Below are 16,990 nucleotides of genomic sequence, written 5' to 3'. Positions count from 1 at the left end.
GACCCCGGGCCCGGCCGCCGTCAGGCAGCGGTCTCCGCGGGGACCGGTACCTGCGGCGCCGGTCCCACGTACCGCGCCGCCGGACGGATGATCTTCGGGTCCTCCGCCTGTTCCAGGACGTTGGCGCTCCAGCCGACCACCCGCGCCGCCGCGAAGGTCGGTGTGAACATCTCCCGCGGCAGCCCGCACCGCTCCATGACCAGGCCGGCGTAGAACTCGACGTTGGCGTGCAGTTCACGTCCGGGCTTCAGCTCGGCGAGCACCGCCTCCACGCCCCGCTCGACCTGGACGGCGAAGTCGACGCGGTCGCCGCCGAAGCCGCGCGCGATCTCCCGGAGCATCCGGGAGCGGGGGTCCTCGGTGCGGTACACCGCATGCCCGAAGCCCATGATCCGTTCACCCGCGAGGACCCGCTCGCGCACCCAGGGGTCGATGCGCTCCGGCGTGCCGATGGCGTCGAGCGTGTCGAGGGCCCGGCTGGGGGCGCCGCCGTGCAGGGGGCCGGAGAGCGCGCCGACGGCTCCGACGAGGCAGGCGGCGACGTCGGCACCGGTCGAGGCGATGACGCGCGCGGTGAAGGTCGACGCGTTGAACCCGTGGTCGATGGTCGAGATCAGGTACTGCTCGACGGCACGCGCGTGTCGGGGATCCGGCTCGGAACCGGTGAGCATGTACAGGTAGTTGGCCGCGTAGGACAGGTCCGTTCTGGGCTGGACCGGGTCAAGTCCCCGGCCGAGCCGGTGCAGACTCGTCAGCAGCGTCGGTACGGCGGCGGCCGCCGTCACCGCGTCCGCCCGGCGCTGCGCTGCGTCGATGTCGTACAGGGGCCGGAACCCCTTGGCGGCACCCAGCAGGGACAGGGCCGTGCGCAGACCGGCGAGCGGCCCGGAGCGGCCGCCCCCCGCCGCGAGGGCGGGAAGCGCGGCCGACACCTCCTCGGGCAGCCGCCGCAGCGCGGCCGTCTCGGCGGCGAACGCGGCGCTCCTTTCGGCCCCGGGCAGTTCGCCGTGGAGCAGCAGGTGCCACACGTCCTCGAAGCCCCGGTGCCGTGCGAGCTCGACGGCCGAGTACTGCCGGTAGTGGTAGAAGCCCTCACGCCCCCGTACGTCACCGATCTCGGTGTCGGTGACCACGACGCCCGCGAGTCCCCGCGGTACGTCGACAAGAGTGGATGCGGACCGGTTGACGGACATGTTTCCTCCCTGGACTTGATTCGACTGTCCATGGTTGACTTGATATCTGTCAATATTGATTGAATCAATATGCACGCGCCTTGTCGTGAGTCTGGATACGGTGGCCTCCATGCGCGATCAGCAAGCCGGTGCCGACCCCTCTGAGCGACGCCTGAGCACCAGGGAGGCCGCGGAGCTGCTCGGCGTGAAGCCCGAGACGGTGTACGCGTACGTGAGCCGCGGCCAGCTCACCAGCCGGCGTTCCCCGGCGGGACGCGGCAGCACCTTCGCCGCCGACGAGGTCGAAGCGCTCGCCCGGCGCAACCGACGGGAGAGCGGGGCGGGCCAGACCGCCGCAGGCGAGACCGCCGTACGGACCCGGATCACGCTCATCGAGGCGGACCGCTACTACTACCGGGGCGTCGACGCGGCCGAACTCGCCGCACGCCACACCTACGAGGAGACCGCCGAATGGCTCTGGACGGGCCGGCTGCACCCGGGAGCGACCTTCACCGCGCCCCCGTCCTCCGTCGCCGTGGCCCGCCGCGCCGTCGACGCACTGCCCGAACACGCCGGACCGACCGACCGGTTGCGCGTGGCCGCCATTGCCGCGGCCACCGCGGACCCGCTGCGCTTCGACCTGTCCGGGGACGCCGTCCTCGGCACCGCGCGGACCCTGATCCCGACACTCGTCGACGCCCTGCCGCCCCTGGGGGCCGACCGCGGCGACGACGGCCCGCTGGCCCACCGGCTGTGGCCCCGGCTGTCCGGCAGGCGCCCCGACGGGATGTCGCTGCGCGTCCTGGACACGGCACTCGCCCTGCTGGCCGACCACGACCTGGCCGCCTCGACGCTCGCGGTGCGGGTCGCCGCCTCGGCCCGCGCGCACGCCTACGCGGCGGTGTCGGCGGGCCTGGGCGTGATCGAGGGCCCGCTGCACGGCGCGGCCGCCGGACTGGCCCACCGCATGCTGCTGGAGGTGCTCGACCGGGGCGACGCGACACCCGTGGTCGCCGACCAGCTGCGTGCCGGGCGCCGCATCCCCGGACTCGGCCACCGGCTCTACTCCGGCGAGGACCCGCGGGCCGCCGTCCTGTTCGGCCTCCTGGAAGAGCTGCCCGGTGCGGCACCCGCGCTCGCGGCCGCGCGCCGCGTGGTGGAGACCGCGGCCCGGCACACCCCCCTGCACGCCAACGTCGACCTGGCGCTCGCGGTGTTCACCGCGTCCTCGGGGATGGGCCCGACGGCCGGCGAGACACTCTTCGCCGTGGCCCGCACGGCGGGCTGGATCGCACACGCGATGGAGGAGTACGGCGAACGCCCCCTGCGGATGCGTCCCAGCGGCGTGTACACCGGCCCGAGGCCACCGCAGCCGCTGCCGTGAACGGACCCCGCCTCGACGCCGGGCCTCCCCGGGGCGCTGCGGCCGGCGTCCGGCACCCTCCGAGCCCGGGCTGCCGGCACGGCAGGGGGCTCACACGCCGCTCCGGTCCCTCCGAAGCAGCAGGCGGGTGTCGCCCCCACGGCCCCCGGCGGCCCCTCCCGCGGCGGCACCTCCTCCGGCCGGCCGGGAGGGACCGGGAGGGACCGGGAGGGACACGGGCGCGACGACACGCCACCTCGGACGAACTCAGGTTAGGCTCACCTCTGTGAGTACGTGTGCAAGCGTCTCGCGGGACCTCGACGAGCCCGTCTCCGGGACCGCGGCCCCCGCGCAGACCTGGCTGCTGGTGGAACAGCCCGGCCCGTGGGGTGCCCGGGCCCTCACCTCCAGCCACCTCGACCCCGTCCTCGGCCGCGCCCTCGAAGCGGCCGCGAAGGGCACCGGTGTGCGCATCGCGCTGATCCGCCGCCCCGGCCGTCACGCAGACCGCCACACCCCCGAGGCCCGCCGCGTGTACGTCTCGCACACGGTGCCGGGCAGGGTCTGGCTGCGCACCGCCACCATGGTCGACCCGCACCGGCTCCTGGAACTGGACTTCGCCGCGCTCGGCCGGGGCGACCACAGCTCCTTCGACCGCGTCCTCGGCGGCCGGCCGCACCCGGGCGGCCCGCTCGCGCTGGTGTGCACCAACGGCAGGCGCGACCGCTGCTGCGCCGTCCTGGGCCGCCCGCTGGCCGCCGAACTGACCGCCTCCGGGGTCGACGACGTCTGGGAGGTCACCCATCTGGGTGGTCATCGCTTCGCCCCCACGGTGCTCGTCCTGCCCTACGGCTACGCATACGGCCGAGCCGAGGCGCACACCGTCAAGGAGGCCCTGCACGAGGTCGGCGAGGGGCGCATCCTCCTGGACGGCTGCCGCGGCTCGTCCGCCTGGGAGCGTCCCGGCCAGGCCGCCGAACTGGCCGTGCGCCGCGTCGCCGCCGAGGACGCCGCCGAAGCGCTCACGGTCGTGCGCACGGACGGCGCGGCCCCCCGCTGGGAGGTCACCGTGGCGCACGTGGACGGACGGTGCTGGCGGGTGACCGTCGCCCAGAGCGCATCCGGCCCGGCCCGGCCCGAGAGCTGCGGCACCTCCGTCCTCGGGGCTCCCGCGCGGATGGACGTGGTGGCCGTACGGGAGCTGGCGGCTGCCCTGGCGAGCTGACGGACGCACCCGTACGGTCCGGGCCTCCCCCGGGCCGGCGACCGGGGGAGGCCCGGACGGGCCCGCTCGGCCGGCCCGCACCGTGCCGCTGCAGCAGGCCCGGCCTGCGCTCACCTCGTGGCGCCCCTCGGTGCCTCGCAGGCCGCCAGGCGTGCCCGGACGCGCCCGCAGGCTCACGGACCCCGTGCCGCCCACGGGCCCCCGCTCCAGGCCCTCCGTACCGCTACACCGCTCCGGCACCGGTGAGTGAGCGCACCTCGGTCTCGGCGTGCTTGGCCTCGTCGGGCTCTTCGGCGGAGATCACGGTGCCCAGCCAGCCCGCCACGAACCCCAGCGGGATGGACACCAGGCCCGGGTTCTCCAGCGGGAAGAACTGGAAGTCCGCCCGCGGGAACAGCGAGTCGGGGCTGCCGGAGACCACGGGCGACAGCAGCACCAGCAGCACGGCGGGAATCAGCCCGCCGTAGACCGCCCACACCGCGCCGCGCGTGGTGAAGCCGCGCCAGAACAGCGAGTAGAGCAGCACCGGCAGGTTCGCGGATGCCGCGACGGCGAAGGCCAGTCCCACGAGAAAGGCGACGTTCAGATCCCGTGCCAGCAGGCCCAGCGCGATGGCGGCCACCCCGATGCCGACCGCGGCGATCCGGGCCACGGCCACCTCGCTGTAGGGCTTCGCGTGCCGGCGTCGCAGCGAGGCGTACAGGTCGTGGGCGACCGATGCCGACGAGGCGAGGGTGATGCCGGCGACGACCGCGAGGATGGTGGCGAAGGCGATGGCCGCGACGACGGCGAAGAGAACCGTTCCCCCCGTGGAGTTGGCGCCACCGCCCAGGTCGAGCGCCAGGAGGGGAACGGCGGTGTTCCCCGCGGCGTTCGACCTGCGGACCTCGTCCGGGCCCACGACGGCGGCCGCGCCGAAGCCGAGCACGATCGTCATCAGGTAGAAGCCCCCGATGAGTCCGATCGACCAGACCACCGACCGCCGGGCGGCCCGCGCGGTGGGCACCGTGTAGAACCGGGACAGGATGTGCGGCAGCCCGGCCGTTCCCAGCACCAGCGCGAGACCGAGGCTGATGAAGTCGAACCGGGCGGTCCAGTCACCGCCGTACTTCAGCCCGGGAGCGAGGAATCGGTCGCCCTGACCGCTGCGCTCGGCGGCGCTGCGCAGCAGGTGGTCGACGTCCCCGTGGTACCGCACGAGTACGAGCGCGGTCAGGGCGATCGCCCCGCCCATCAGCAGGACCGCCTTGACGATCTGGATCCACGTCGTGGCCCGCATCCCTCCCAGCGACACATAGGTGACCATGAGGGCGCCGACGCCGACGACCGTCCAGGCCTGCGCCGCCTCTCCGGATCCGCCCAGGAGCAGCGCGACCAGGCTGCCCGCACCCACCATCTGCGCCACCAGATACAGAACGGACACCACGACCGAGGAAGTTCCCGCCGCGATGCGTACGGGCCGCTCGCGCATCCGCGCGGCGACGACGTCGGCGAGCGTGAACCGGCCGCAGTTGCGCACCAGTTCGGCCACCAGCAGCAGCACGACGAGCCAGGCGACCAGGAATCCGACGGAGTAGAGCAGCCCGTCGTAGCCGAACAGCGCGATCAGGCCGGAGATGCCGAGGAAGGAGGCCGCCGACATGTAGTCCCCCGCGATGGCAAAACCATTCTCCATCGGAGAGAACAGCCGCCCGCCCGCATAGAACTCCTCCGCGGAGCCGTGCCGGTGGCGGCTCACCCAGGTGGTGATCCCCAGGGTGACGGCGACGAACGCGCTGAACAGCAGCAGCGCCAGGGTCTGGTGATCGTCTCTCACCGGGCACCCCCTCGCACACCGCGTGCCAGTTCCTGGGTGTCCCAGCGCAGTTCGAGGGCGGCGCGATCCCGGCGCAGCCGCGCGTGACGGGCGTAGGCCCAGGTCAGCACGAAGGTCGTGAGGAACTGGCCGAGCCCGGCCAGCATCGCCACGTTCACCGCGCCCGCGACCGGCCGGGCCATCAGTCCCGGGGCGGTGGTGGCGGCGACGACATAGCCGAGATACCAGGTGAGGAAGGCGGCGACGGCCGGCACCACGAACCTGCGGTACCGGCGGCGCACCTCCTGGAAGTCCGCGCTGCGCTGGACCTCCAGATACACGTCGGCCGCGGTGAGGGCCCCGCCTCCGTCCTCCGCGCGCGCGGCGGGCACGGCGCTGGCCGGTGCGGCCGACTCGCCCCAGCCCGCGGCGAGGGCGTCGTACCAGGGATCGTCGTAGTCCACCGGACCCGTCGCGACGGGCGCCGGGCGCTGCCCGGATCGGTGGCCCTCCGCCGGTCGTGCGGGCGCTCCCCGGCCGGCGCGCGGGCGCCCCTTGCTTGATTGCATGCCCAAGGATGGACAGAACGGGAAGATCCCCGGCTCTTGTTCCTCCTGCTGTTCACCCCTTCAGGTGACGTGGTCCGTACGGCAGCGGGTCAGGCGTCGATGCGGGACCGGTCCAGGGTGGCCGCGGAGCTGGAGATGAACTCCTTGCGCGGTGCCACGTCGTTGCCCATGAGGAGGTCGAAGACCTGCTCGGCGGCTTCCAGGTCGGACAGGTTGATCCGGCGCAGGGTGCGGTGACGCGGGTCCATGGTGGTCTCGGCCAGCTGGTCGGCGTCCATCTCGCCGAGGCCCTTGTAGCGCTGGATGGAGTCCTTGTAGCGGATGCCCTTGCCCTCCATCTCCAGGAGGGTGTCCCGCAGCTCTCGGTCCGAGTACGTGTAGACGTACTTGTCCTGCCCCTTCTTGGGCTGGACCAGCTCGATGCGGTGCAGCGGCGGGACGGCGGCGAAGACCCGGCCGGCCTCCACCATGGGCCGCATGTACCGCTGGAAGAGGGTCAGCAGCAGGCAGCGGATGTGGGAGCCGTCCACGTCGGCGTCGGTCATCATGATGATCTTGCCGTAGCGGGCCGCGTCGATGTCGAAGGTACGGCCCGAGCCGGCCCCTATGACCTGGATGATCGCACCGCACTCGGCGTTCTTCAGCATGTCCGTGACGGACGACTTCTGCACGTTGAGGATCTTGCCCCGGATGGGCAGGAGCGCCTGGAACTCGGAGTTCCGGGCGAGCTTCGCCGTACCGAGGGCGGAGTCGCCCTCGACGATGAACAGCTCGCTGCGGTCGACGTCGTCGCTGCGGCAGTCGGCGAGCTTCGCGGGCAGCGAGGAGGACTCCAGGGCCGTCTTGCGGCGCTGGGCGTCCTTGTGCTGACGGGCGGCGATCCTGGTGCGGGCGGCGGCGACGACCTTCTCCAGGACCACCCGGGACTGCTGCGCGGCATCGCGCTTGGTGGCGGTGAGGAAGGCCTTGAGCTCCTTGGAGATCACACCGTTCACGATGCGGCGGGCCGCCGAGGTGCCGAGGACCTCCTTGGTCTGCCCCTCGAACTGCGGCTCGGCGAGGCGGACGGTGACCACGGCGGTCAGACCCTCCAGGGCGTCGTCCTTGACGACGTCGTCCTCGGCGACCCGCAGCAGCTTCTTGGCCCGCAGGACCTCGTTGAGCGTGCTGGTCACGGCGGCCTCGAAGCCCGCGACATGGGTGCCGCCCTTGGGGGTGGCGATGATGTTGACGAAGGATCTGACGGTCGTGTCGTACCCGGTGCCCCAGCGCAGCGCTACGTCGACCTCCAGCTCGCGGGTGACCTGCGTGGGGGTCATCTGGCCGTGCTCGTCGAGCACCGGGACGGTCTCGCGGAAGGTGCCCCGGCCGGTGAGGCGCTGGATGTCGCAGATGGCCTTGTCGGTGGCCAGGTACTCGCAGAACTCGCTGATGCCGCCGTCGTAGCGGAAGGACTCCTCGCCCTTGCTGCCGCCCTCCCCCAGGCCGTACTCGTCGCGGACGACGATCGTCAGGCCGGGCACCAGGAACGCGGTCTGCCGTGCGCGCTGGTGCAGGGTGTCCAGGGACAGCCTGGCGTCCTTGAGGAAGATCTGCCGGTCGGCCCAGTAGCGCACCCGCGTGCCGGTGCGCGTCCGGGGCAGCTTCTTGGACTTGCGCAGGCCGGCCCCGGCCTCGAACCCGGCGTCCGGACCGGTGGCGGCGAACGCACCGGGAACACCGCGCCGGAAGCTGATGGCATGGGTGTGGCCGCCGCGGTCGACCTCGACGTCCAGGCGGGCGGACAGCGCGTTGACGACCGAGGCGCCGACGCCGTGCAGGCCGCCGGAGGCGGCGTAGGAGCCGCCGCCGAACTTGCCGCCGGCATGGAGCTTGGTCATCACGACCTCGACGCCGGACAGACCGGTCTTGGGCTCCACGTCGACCGGGATGCCCCGGCCGTTGTCCCGCACCTCGACCGAGCCGTCGTCGTGGAGGACGACCTCGATGTGGTCGCAGTAGCCGCCGAGGGCCTCGTCCACGGAGTTGTCGATGATCTCCCACAGGCAGTGCATCAGGCCGCGGCTGTCCGTGGACCCGATGTACATCCCGGGCCGCTTGCGCACGGCCTCGAGACCCTCCAGGACGAGCAGATGCCGCGCGGTGTAGTTGGACCCGTCCCGGTCTGCTCCTGCCAGCAGCGCTGTGGACGGCACGGACGTCTCGGCGGTCACGCGGTTCGCTCCTCGCTGAATTTCAGTTGGGGCCCTTCTGGGTAAGGGCGCGGCGTCGGTTGCCGCTCAGAGGGTACCGAGGCCTGGTAGAGCCGTTGTAACGCCACCCTCGTCCCGAACACAGACTAGTCCAGCATCGCATACTTGTTCGATCACTCGATGGGGTGAAGCAGATGTCACGTTCCCTTCGGCGCATGAACCATTTAGGCTCCGGGCACGTCCTCATGAACAACCGGCAACCCGGCCGGGAGGACTTACCCGAAACCGTCCGACAGCGCGAACCCGTACGACACAGAGACACGCACTACGGCACATTCGCCGCCAACCGGCAGCAGACAACCACTCGGAAAGATTTTTTCGAGGGAAAGCCCCGAGCGGGAACGAATTCGGGCTGGTTGGATGTTGACCCTGGTACGACAGCTCGTCGAGCTAGAGAAGAGGCGACGTGACTACTGTTCTGACCCCCGCGAGCCCGCTGACGGCCGCTGATCGCTGCGACCGCTGCGGCGCCCAGGCATACCTGCGCGTCGTCCTGCTGAGCGGCGGAGAACTGCTCTTCTGCGCCCACCACGGCCGCAAGTTCGAGCCGGAACTCAAGAAGATCGCCGCTGAGATACAGGACGAGACCGAACGGCTGACCGCCGTTCCCGCATCCGCCTCCGAAGAAGAGCGCTGATTCCTCGCGTCCACGACGAGCAGGCACCGGTGTGACCGGTTCACGGGCGGTGACCCCCGGTTCTCAGGGGTCACCGCCCGCGCTCGTGGGGCGCGGCACGCCATGCGCGCTCCCGCGACACGTCCGTGACACGCACACCGCCGTCCGCCGACGTCGCCACGGTCCGCTCCTGCCACCCGGTCCCGGACAGCACGCCCGCCACAGGGCATACGTGCCGCTCTCCGGTCGGACGGAGAGGCCGGTCACGGGATTGCCCACCCGTGCCCCGCTCAGCCGCCCTGAGGGCCTTCCGCCGCGTTCTCGCCACGCTCCGCCGCGCCGTCGTCGGCGCTCCAGCCGAGCGTCCGCACGATGTCGGACACCCGTGTGTAGACCCCCGGACTGCCGGCCAGGCCGCAGCCGCTGCCCCAAGAGACCAGTCCGATCAGCCGCCCGCGGGCGACCAGCGGCCCCCCGCTGTCTCCCTGGCAGGCGTCGGAGCCGCCCTGCGCCTCACCGGCGCACAGCATGCTGTCGGGGCGGTACGTGCCGTTGACGCTGCCCGGGTAGGCCCGGGCGCACATCTCGTCGGGCAGCACCTGCACCCGCGCCGCGCGCAGGCCGTAGGCGTAGTTCCCGGCTCCCGTGACGTCGCCCCACCCGAAGACCCTGGCCGCCGTACCGGGCTCGTACGCCGGGTGGCCCGCCGCGGCCATGGTGGCGATCGCCCCCTGTGCCACGGGCTCGGTGAGGGAGAGCACGGCGAAGTCACCGGCGTTGCTGATCCGGTCGTAGCGGGGGTTCACCCAGACGTCGCGGACCCGGATCTCCCGTCCCTCGCGGGAGCGCAGGTCGGTACGCCCGGTGATCACCTTGAGATCGCGCACCCGGTCCGGTGCCGTGCCGAGGACCTCCCTGCTCAGGCAGTGCGCCGCGGTGAGCACCGTGGTGCGGCCGACGGCGACGCCTCCGCAGAACTGGCCCGCGCGGGTACCCCCGAACCGGTCACGGCTGGACACCGCGACCGTCCAGGGCCCCTCGGACACATCGACCGGGAAGCCGCCCACCACGACACTGTCGGCGGCCGCCGGGGCGGCGACCAGCAACGGTATGGTCGCCGCCGCGGCCGCCAGGACCAGTGGCCCGGCCAGTGCCCGGACATAGGGACGACGCATGCGTGCTCCTCACTGTGAGGTGACTCCGAGGTGGTCACGAGACACTCAGAGTGTTCCAGCGGCAGAGCCGCCGCACCCGCACACACGACGGGGCCCGGCTCCCTCTCCTCGGAAGCCGGGCCCCTGACCGTCGTGCGACGGGTCAGTCGAGGTAGTCGCGCAGCACCTGGGAGCGGGACGGGTGGCGCAGCTTGGACATGGTCTTGGACTCGATCTGGCGGATGCGCTCACGCGTGACGCCGTAGACCTTGCCGATCTCGTCGAGGGTCTTCGGCTGGCCGTCGGTCAGGCCGAAGCGCATGGACACGACGCCCGCCTCGCGCTCGGACAGGGTGTCCAGGACCGAGTGCAGCTGCTCCTGCAGCAGCGTGAAGCTGACCGCGTCGGCAGGCACGACGGCCTCGGAGTCCTCGATGAGGTCACCGAACTCGCTGTCGCCGTCCTCGCCCAGCGGGGTGTGCAGCGAGATGGGCTCACGGCCGTACTTCTGGACCTCGATGACCTTCTCCGGGGTCATGTCGAGCTCCTTGGCCAGTTCCTCCGGGGTGGGCTCACGGCCCAGGTCCTGGAGCATCTGGCGCTGGACGCGGGCGAGCTTGTTGATGACCTCGACCATGTGCACCGGGATGCGGATGGTGCGGGCCTGGTCGGCCATCGCGCGGGTGATGGCCTGGCGGATCCACCAGGTGGCGTACGTGGAGAACTTGTAGCCCTTGGTGTAGTCGAACTTCTCGACGGCGCGGATCAGGCCGAGGTTGCCCTCCTGGATCAGGTCCAGGAACAGCATGCCGCGGCCGGTGTAGCGCTTGGCCAGGGAGACCACGAGGCGGAGGTTGGCCTCCAGCAGGTGGTTCTTGGCGCGGCGGCCGTCCTCGGCGATGATCTCCAGCTCGCGCTTGAGCTTGGGGGCGAGCTTGTCGGCGTTGGACAGCTTGTCCTCGGCGAAGAGGCCCGCCTCGATGCGCTTGGCGAGCTCGACCTCCTGCTCGGCGTTGAGCAGGGGGACCTTGCCGATCTGCTTGAGATAGTCCTTGACCGGGTCGGCGGTGGCGCCGGCCGCGGCGACCTGCTGCGCCGGGGCGTCGTCCTCGTCCTCGTCGGACAGCACGAACCCGGCGCTCTCGGTGCCCTCCGGCTCGTCGCCCGGCTTGGCCTCCTCGATGGCCTCTTCCTCGACGGGTTCGGCGTCGTCCTTCTTCGCCGCGGTCTTCTTGGCCGCCGTCTTCTTGGCGACGGTCTTCTTCGCGGCCGTCTTCTTCGCCGTGGTCTTCTTCGCCGCGGCCTTCTTGGCGGGCGCGGTCTCCTCGGCGGGGTCGACGGCGGGGTCGGCGACGGTCTCGTCCGGCGCCGCGGCCGTGGCGCCGGTGGCCTTCCGCGTGGTCACCGGCTTCGCCGCGACCGACTTGGTGGCGGTGCGCTTGGCCGGGCTCTTCGCTGCGACGCTCTTGCGGGTGCGCTTGGGCTCTGCGGCACTGACCATCAGCGTCACACCCTCTTCCTCAAGGATCTGGTTGAGGCTGCGCAGTACGTTCTTCCACTGAGTGGCCGGAATCTGGTCAGCTTCGAAGGCTCGACGCACGTCGTCGCCGGCGATCTGCCCCTCAGCCTTTCCCCGCTCAATGAGCGCCATGACAGAGACGGACTCGGCGATCTCCGGCGGGAGCGTACGGGATGTGCTGGCCGACACGAACAACCTCTCGGAACGTTGGAAAACGGCTTCCGGCCTCGTCCACGGCGGACAGGGGCCGACCGTCGGCCTGGGGATGGACCGACGGCACGGGCGGGGGCCGGGAAGATGCACAGCGCCATGAACGGCGTCCGTATTCCCTCCGCGGCTGTCACCTCTTAGGTCATCGCAGTGTTCCCACTGGCGTTACGCCTAATCTGCGTGGCCCGAGTCACACCCCGTAAGCAATCAAAAACGGTCAGGTACTGACAAAGCCGTCCAGGTGGTGCGAGCTGCGGACTTGCCGAACGTACGCGCCGGCACCTCACGCCGTCGAGATCCCGCAGGGCCCGGACGACGCCGGAGGATCCCGCCGGACCCCTCGGACCCCGCAGAACCGACGTCCTGCGGGGTCCGAGGGGGCGCGGTCCGGGCCGGCGATGCCGCAGGAGGGGGAGGCATCCCCGGACGGGACCGCCCTGCGGTGGCCGGTCAGTGCTCGCGGGGGGCGGGCACGACCCGCTCCACCTCGGGATGGACGGTGAGCAGCTGCCGCATGGCGGCCTCCGCCCCTGCTCCGTCACCGGCGGCGAGCGCGTCGACGATCCTGCCGTGGTGCCCGAGGGAGGCCTCGTTCGGACGGTCACAGCCGGTGACCGGGCCGCCGGAGACCTGGAGAGCGGCGGAGACGATCCCCGAGAGGTGCTCCAGCATGCGGTTGCCGCCGACCTGGATGAGCAGCGAGTGGAACTCGGCGTCCGCGCGCGAGAACGTCAGAGCGTCCCCCTGCGCCATGGCGTGCCCCATGACCTCGACCATGTCGGCGAGCCGCTGCTGGACCTCCTCCCGGCCGTGTCCGGCGGCCAGGCGCGCGGCCAGGGGCTCGATGATCCAGCGCAGCTCGCTCAGCTCACGGCGCTGGTCGTCGCGCTGCGGGCCGAAGGCACGCCACTCGATGATGTCCGGGTCGAGCAGATTCCAGTCGCTGACCGGGCGCACCCGGGTGCCCACGTTCGGCCGGGCGCTGACCAGACCTTTGGCCTCCAGGACGCGGAGCGACTCGCGGACGACGGTCCGGGACACCTCGAAGCGCTGGCCGATCTCCTCCGGCACCAGCGGACGGTCGGCCCCGAGATCCCCGGAGACGATCATCTGACCCAGCTGCTGAACGAGTTGGCCGTGCAGTCCGCGTCCGCGGCTGCCCGCGGTGCGCCGGCCCACGCGGCCCAGCTCCGGGTCCGCGCCCTCCCAGGCGGGAGGCCCGACGCGGCGGGCTCCGGGGGCCTCCGCGTAGGGGTAGCGGTCGAGTTCGCCCGGACCGGCGAGGCCGGCGTCGGCGGTGCGGGCGGGGGTCATCATGGTGTGCGCAACGGTACTCACGGAACCTTTGTCGGCGACCTCTCCAACTCCCTTGAGGGCTTTGGTGAAAAGCACACGAAAGGGTGATCGCTCACCCCGTCGCAATTGACGCCTTATCGGAAAGAAATGGGCTTTCTCCGGGGAGTTGTGTGCATTCTGTGTCCGGCGGCACTGCTCAGCGGGTCCGCGGCGTGCCGGAGGTCACGCACCGCTACCGCAGCCTGCCGCGCAGAGTGGTGAGCAGGTACGCGCACAGCAGCGCGGTCAGTGTCAACGCGAGCGCGCCGCCGACAGGTTGGGCGATCACCTGCACGACTCCGGCCAGGTATCTCTCCCCGCCGTAGGGCCACTGCGACAGCAGGAGCTCCCGCATGCGCATCGAGAAGCCCGTGGCGTCACGCACGGCCGGTCCCTCGAAGGCCCGGTGCACGAGGGGGACCACGGCGACCGGAACGGCGACCACCGCCGCGAGCCCCGCGGTCGTCGACCGGAAGATCCCGGCCGCCAGCACGCCCGCCCAGGCGCAGCCCACCACCAGAGCGAGCCAACTCGCACCCAGCACCGCCCAGTCCGCGGGAACTCCGGTGAGCTCCCGTCCGTATACGAGATACAGCACCTCGGCGTCGCATCCCACCGTCAGCACGGCCAGCGCCAGGCCCGTGGCGGCGGCGACGAGGAGTTTGGCGGCGAGCAGGCCCAGCCGACGGGGCACCGTGCCGCGGTCGGCCGCCAGGGCGGGGTGGCGGAACTCGTCCCCGAAGGCGAGTGCGCCCAGCAGCCCCGCACCGAGCGCGGCGGGCGGCAGGGGCAGTTCCTGGGGCCAGGCGGCCAGCAGCCGCGACTGCGGAGTGTGGCCGATCCGGGCGGCGATCACCGTGGTGAGCGCGGAGAGAACCAGCACGGCGGCACTGGTGAGGGACACCGTGCCGACCCCGGCCGCCCTGCGCACCTCGTAGCGGAGCGGGCGCAGGGGGCTGGGAGCGGAGCGGACGGAGAGCGGAGGCGGGAGCGCGGGCCGGGCGTCGGCCCCGTGCCGCCGGGCTGCGCCGCGAGGGCCGGCCGTACCGGTGCCGACGCGCAGGGAGGAGACGGCCGGTGCGAGGGGGGCGGCCGGGGAGTCCTCATGAGTCAGGCCGGCCGCGGCCGGAGTGACGACGGCGCCGCGGACAGGCACCGGTCCGTTCCGGCGTGGCTCCGCGGTCGGGCTCGGGGCAGCGGAGTCCGCCCCCGCGCGGGTGTCCACCGCTGCCGGGTGCGGCGGCTCCCCGGCACCGGCTCCCGCCGGGGAGAGAGGCGCCTCGGCCGCGGCGTCCGCCACCGGGCCGGCCTCCGCGCGGCCGTGCGCCGGAGCGGTGCCTGCGGGTCCGGAGGCCGGAGCGGTGCCTGCAGGGCCGCCGGGCGACGTGGCGCCGGCGGGGTCGGCGGGCGGTGCGGGACCTGCCGGGCCGGGCTCGACCACCGGGCCGGCCTCCGCGCGGCCGTGCGCCGGAGCGGTGCCTGCGGGTCCGGAGGCCGGAGCGGTGCCTGCGGGGCCGCCGGGCAACGTGGCGCCGGCGGGGTCGGCGGGGTCGGCGGGCGGTGCGGGACCTGCCGGGCCGGGCTCGACGGCCGGAGCACCCGCGCCGGGCCGGATCAGCGCCACCGCTTCGGCTGCCATGGCGGCCGGCTCGGAGACCGGCCCCGTGTCCCCCGTCTCGTCGGCGAGTTGATGGACGAGCACGCCGTGCCGGAACGCGGTCTCGCCGACGTCCGCGCACGTGCTTCCGTACACGTACAGGCGGTTGCCGCTCTCGCGCACCACCTCCACGGACCGCCGGCCGGTGCGTGCCTCCCTGGCCAGGAGGGCGGCGAGGCGGGCGGCGTGCGGGGTGCGGACGACGACCCGAGGGCGCAGGCGGGTGCGCGCGAACTCCGCCGCGTCCTGGTCGGCCACGACCCTGCCCCGGTCGAGGGTGACGACCCGGTCGGCCGTACGGGCCGCGTCCTTGGGGTCGGTGACGGTGAGCAGGACGGTCCCGCCTTGAGCCGCGTGCGCCCGCAGCATGCCGTACAGCCAGCGCCTCTCCTTCTGGCACAGGCCGTCGGCGGGGTCGTCGAGCACCAGCGTGTGCGGGTCGGCCAGCAGGGCGCAGCCCAGGCCCAGCCGGCGGTCCATGGCGCGGGAGAGCGTGTCGAGCCGTTCGCCGCGCAGACTGACGAGACCGACGACTTCCAGCACTTCGTCGGCCCGGCGCGCCGGAACACCCGCGGCCGCGCACAGCATGCGCAGGTGCCCTCGCACGCTGCGGGCCGGATGGCCGGGCACGTCGCCCAGGAGCACACCCACCTCGCGCGAGGGGTGGGCGATACGGTGCAGGGGTCTGCCCCGGAAGTGGGTGATTCCCCGGCCCTGCTGGAGTTCGAGCATCAGCCGGAGCACGGTGGTCCGGCCCGAGCCGGGCGCTCCGAGCAGTGCGGTGAGGTGTCCCGCCCGCGCGTCGAAGGAGACGTCGTCCACGGCGGGCGGAAGGTCCTTGCGGGTGGTGCTGGTCAGTCCGAAGGCCTGGATCACCCGTAGCAAGATAGCGCTTTATGTCCGTTTTCCCGGGCAGGGGGCGGGTGCCACCCAGGGCCCGGCGCCCTCGTCGGCGGGCCGGGTGCCGGCTCCTGCGCGCCTCCCGGACGGCGGCTGGGCCTCGGCCGGCGGGGGAGGCCGCCTCACACCTCGGGACGCAGCATCGGCGGGTTGAGGAGGGTGGCGCCACCGGCACGGAAGAGCTGGGCGGGACGTCCGCCCTGGCGGGTGGTGGTACCGCCGGTGGGCACGAGGAAGCCTGGCGTGCCGGTGACCTTGCGGTGGAAGTTGCGCGGGTCGAGGGCCACGCCCCACACCGCCTCGTAGACGCGGCGCAGCTCGCCGACGGTGAATTCCTGTGGGCAGAACGCCGTCGCCAGCGACGAGTACTCGATCTTGGACCGGGCTCGCTCGACCCCGTCGGCGAGGATCCGGGCGTGGTCGAAGGCGAGCGGTGCCACCGGTTCCCCGTCCCGTCCGTAGCCGCCCTGCTCCAGGAGTTCCTCGACGGGAGCCCAGCGGGCGTTGCTCGCGTCCCCTCCGGCGCGCGGTGCGGGCAGGTCCGGGGCGAGGGCGAGGTGCGCGACGCTCACCACCCGCATCCGCGGATCACGCCCGGGGTCACCGTAGGTGGCGAGCTGCTCCAGATGGGCGCCGTTGCCCTGGGCCGGGAGGGGCGGCTCGTGGGCGTGCAGTCCGGTCTCCTCCGCCAGCTCGCGCGCCGCCGCCTGGGCAAGGTCCTCGTCGTCCCGCACGAACCCTCCCGGAAGTGCCCAGCGCCCCTGGAAAGGCGGCTCTCCCCTGCGGACCGCCAGCGCGCACAGGGCATGGCGGCGAACGGTCAGCACGACCAGATCCACGGTGACGGCGAAGGGCGGAAAGGCTGACGGGTCGTAGGGCATGTCCGTGATCATAGTCGTCTTCCTGACGATAAACACTCCCTTCCCCGGCCGCGACGGCCGCCGAACCTCTTCGTGGCCGGTATGCCGCCCTCCCCCGCCGCAGCGGGTCCCCGGACACGCCGCCCCGCCCCGCGGTGCGCGGTGCGCGGGCCGTTCCCCGCACAGGGAGGTGGGCTGTGTGCCGTGCGGCCCACGGAGGTGACGGCTCCGGGTGGAACGGGATGCGGCTTCTGGTTGCGGCGTGGAACCGGGCGGCGCACGCGATCGGCCGTGCGCGGTCACCGTCCCCGGCCACGGCCGCGTTCCCCGTTGCGGCCGAGACCGGCTCCGCGGACGCCCCCG

The 16,990-nt window shown here is 72.7% G+C and carries 12 protein-coding genes; 3 read left to right on the top strand and 9 right to left on the bottom strand.

Features of this window, described 5'->3' with window-relative positions; all coding sequences use genetic code 11:
* Positions 1–20 precede the first annotated feature (20 nt).
* Positions 21–1,193: a citrate synthase/methylcitrate synthase gene (locus tag AC5K6T_RS31395; protein WP_493214419.1), complete on the bottom strand. Its 1,173-nt coding sequence runs from the start codon at positions 1,191–1,193 to the stop codon at positions 21–23.
* 109 nt (positions 1,194–1,302) lie between these two features.
* Here AC5K6T_RS31395 and AC5K6T_RS31390 point away from each other — a divergent pair, with 109 nt between their 5' ends.
* The gene (locus AC5K6T_RS31390; protein WP_493214418.1) at positions 1,303–2,556 is read left to right on the top strand and encodes a citrate synthase; all 1,254 of its coding nucleotides are present in this window, start codon (positions 1,303–1,305) and stop codon (positions 2,554–2,556) included.
* A gap of 265 nt (positions 2,557–2,821) precedes the next feature.
* Positions 2,822–3,760, top strand: coding sequence for a ferredoxin family protein (locus AC5K6T_RS31385; protein ID WP_493214417.1), 939 nt, complete (start codon positions 2,822–2,824; stop codon positions 3,758–3,760).
* A gap of 223 nt (positions 3,761–3,983) precedes the next feature.
* Here the strand turns inward: AC5K6T_RS31385 and AC5K6T_RS31380 are convergent, their stop codons facing one another.
* The 3 genes from AC5K6T_RS31380 to AC5K6T_RS31370 form a co-directional block, all read right to left on the bottom strand.
* Entirely contained in the window at positions 3,984–5,576 is a 1,593-nt protein-coding gene (locus tag AC5K6T_RS31380) for a monocarboxylic acid transporter (protein ID WP_493214416.1), read from the bottom strand.
* On the bottom strand, positions 5,573–6,124 hold the full coding sequence (locus tag AC5K6T_RS31375) for a DUF485 domain-containing protein (RefSeq protein ID WP_493214415.1): 552 nt from the start codon (positions 6,122–6,124) through the stop codon (positions 5,573–5,575). Before AC5K6T_RS31375 ends, AC5K6T_RS31380 begins: the two co-directional genes overlap by 4 nt.
* Positions 6,125–6,213: 89 nt before the next feature.
* A complete protein-coding gene (locus tag AC5K6T_RS31370) occupies positions 6,214–8,337 on the bottom strand; it encodes a DNA gyrase/topoisomerase IV subunit B (RefSeq protein ID WP_493214414.1) in 2,124 nt (707 codons plus the stop codon).
* A 445-nt stretch (positions 8,338–8,782) separates the two neighbouring features.
* Here AC5K6T_RS31370 and AC5K6T_RS31365 point away from each other — a divergent pair, with 445 nt between their 5' ends.
* Positions 8,783–9,013 (top strand): DUF7455 domain-containing protein, encoded by a 231-nt coding sequence (locus tag AC5K6T_RS31365; RefSeq protein WP_189705007.1) that lies wholly within the window; start codon positions 8,783–8,785, stop codon positions 9,011–9,013.
* A gap of 269 nt (positions 9,014–9,282) precedes the next feature.
* Here the strand turns inward: AC5K6T_RS31365 and AC5K6T_RS31360 are convergent, their stop codons facing one another.
* The 5 genes from AC5K6T_RS31360 to AC5K6T_RS31340 all read right to left on the bottom strand — a co-directional run bounded on the left by AC5K6T_RS31360 (position 9,283) and on the right by AC5K6T_RS31340 (position 16,648).
* Positions 9,283–10,167 (bottom strand): S1 family peptidase, encoded by an 885-nt coding sequence (locus AC5K6T_RS31360; protein WP_493214413.1) that lies wholly within the window; start codon positions 10,165–10,167, stop codon positions 9,283–9,285.
* Between the two features lie 142 nt (positions 10,168–10,309).
* Positions 10,310–11,854, bottom strand: a complete 1,545-nt coding sequence (locus AC5K6T_RS31355) for an RNA polymerase sigma factor (RefSeq protein ID WP_493214412.1) — start codon at positions 11,852–11,854, stop codon at positions 10,310–10,312.
* Between the two features lie 471 nt (positions 11,855–12,325).
* Positions 12,326–13,213 carry a FadR/GntR family transcriptional regulator gene (locus AC5K6T_RS31350; protein ID WP_493214411.1) on the bottom strand — a complete coding sequence of 296 codons (888 nt, stop codon included), beginning with the start codon at positions 13,211–13,213 and terminating at the stop codon, positions 12,326–12,328.
* 190 nt (positions 13,214–13,403) lie between these two features.
* Positions 13,404–15,743 carry an ATP-binding cassette domain-containing protein gene (locus AC5K6T_RS31345; RefSeq protein WP_493214410.1) on the bottom strand — a complete coding sequence of 780 codons (2,340 nt, stop codon included), beginning with the start codon at positions 15,741–15,743 and terminating at the stop codon, positions 13,404–13,406.
* A 146-nt stretch (positions 15,744–15,889) separates the two neighbouring features.
* A complete protein-coding gene (locus AC5K6T_RS31340; protein ID WP_493214429.1) occupies positions 15,890–16,648 on the bottom strand; it encodes an NUDIX hydrolase in 759 nt (252 codons plus the stop codon).
* Positions 16,649–16,990: the final 342 nt, after the last annotated feature.

The organism is Streptomyces sp. B8-7 (assembly GCF_058833805.1).
This window is presented reverse-complemented; position numbering and strand designations above follow the sequence as displayed.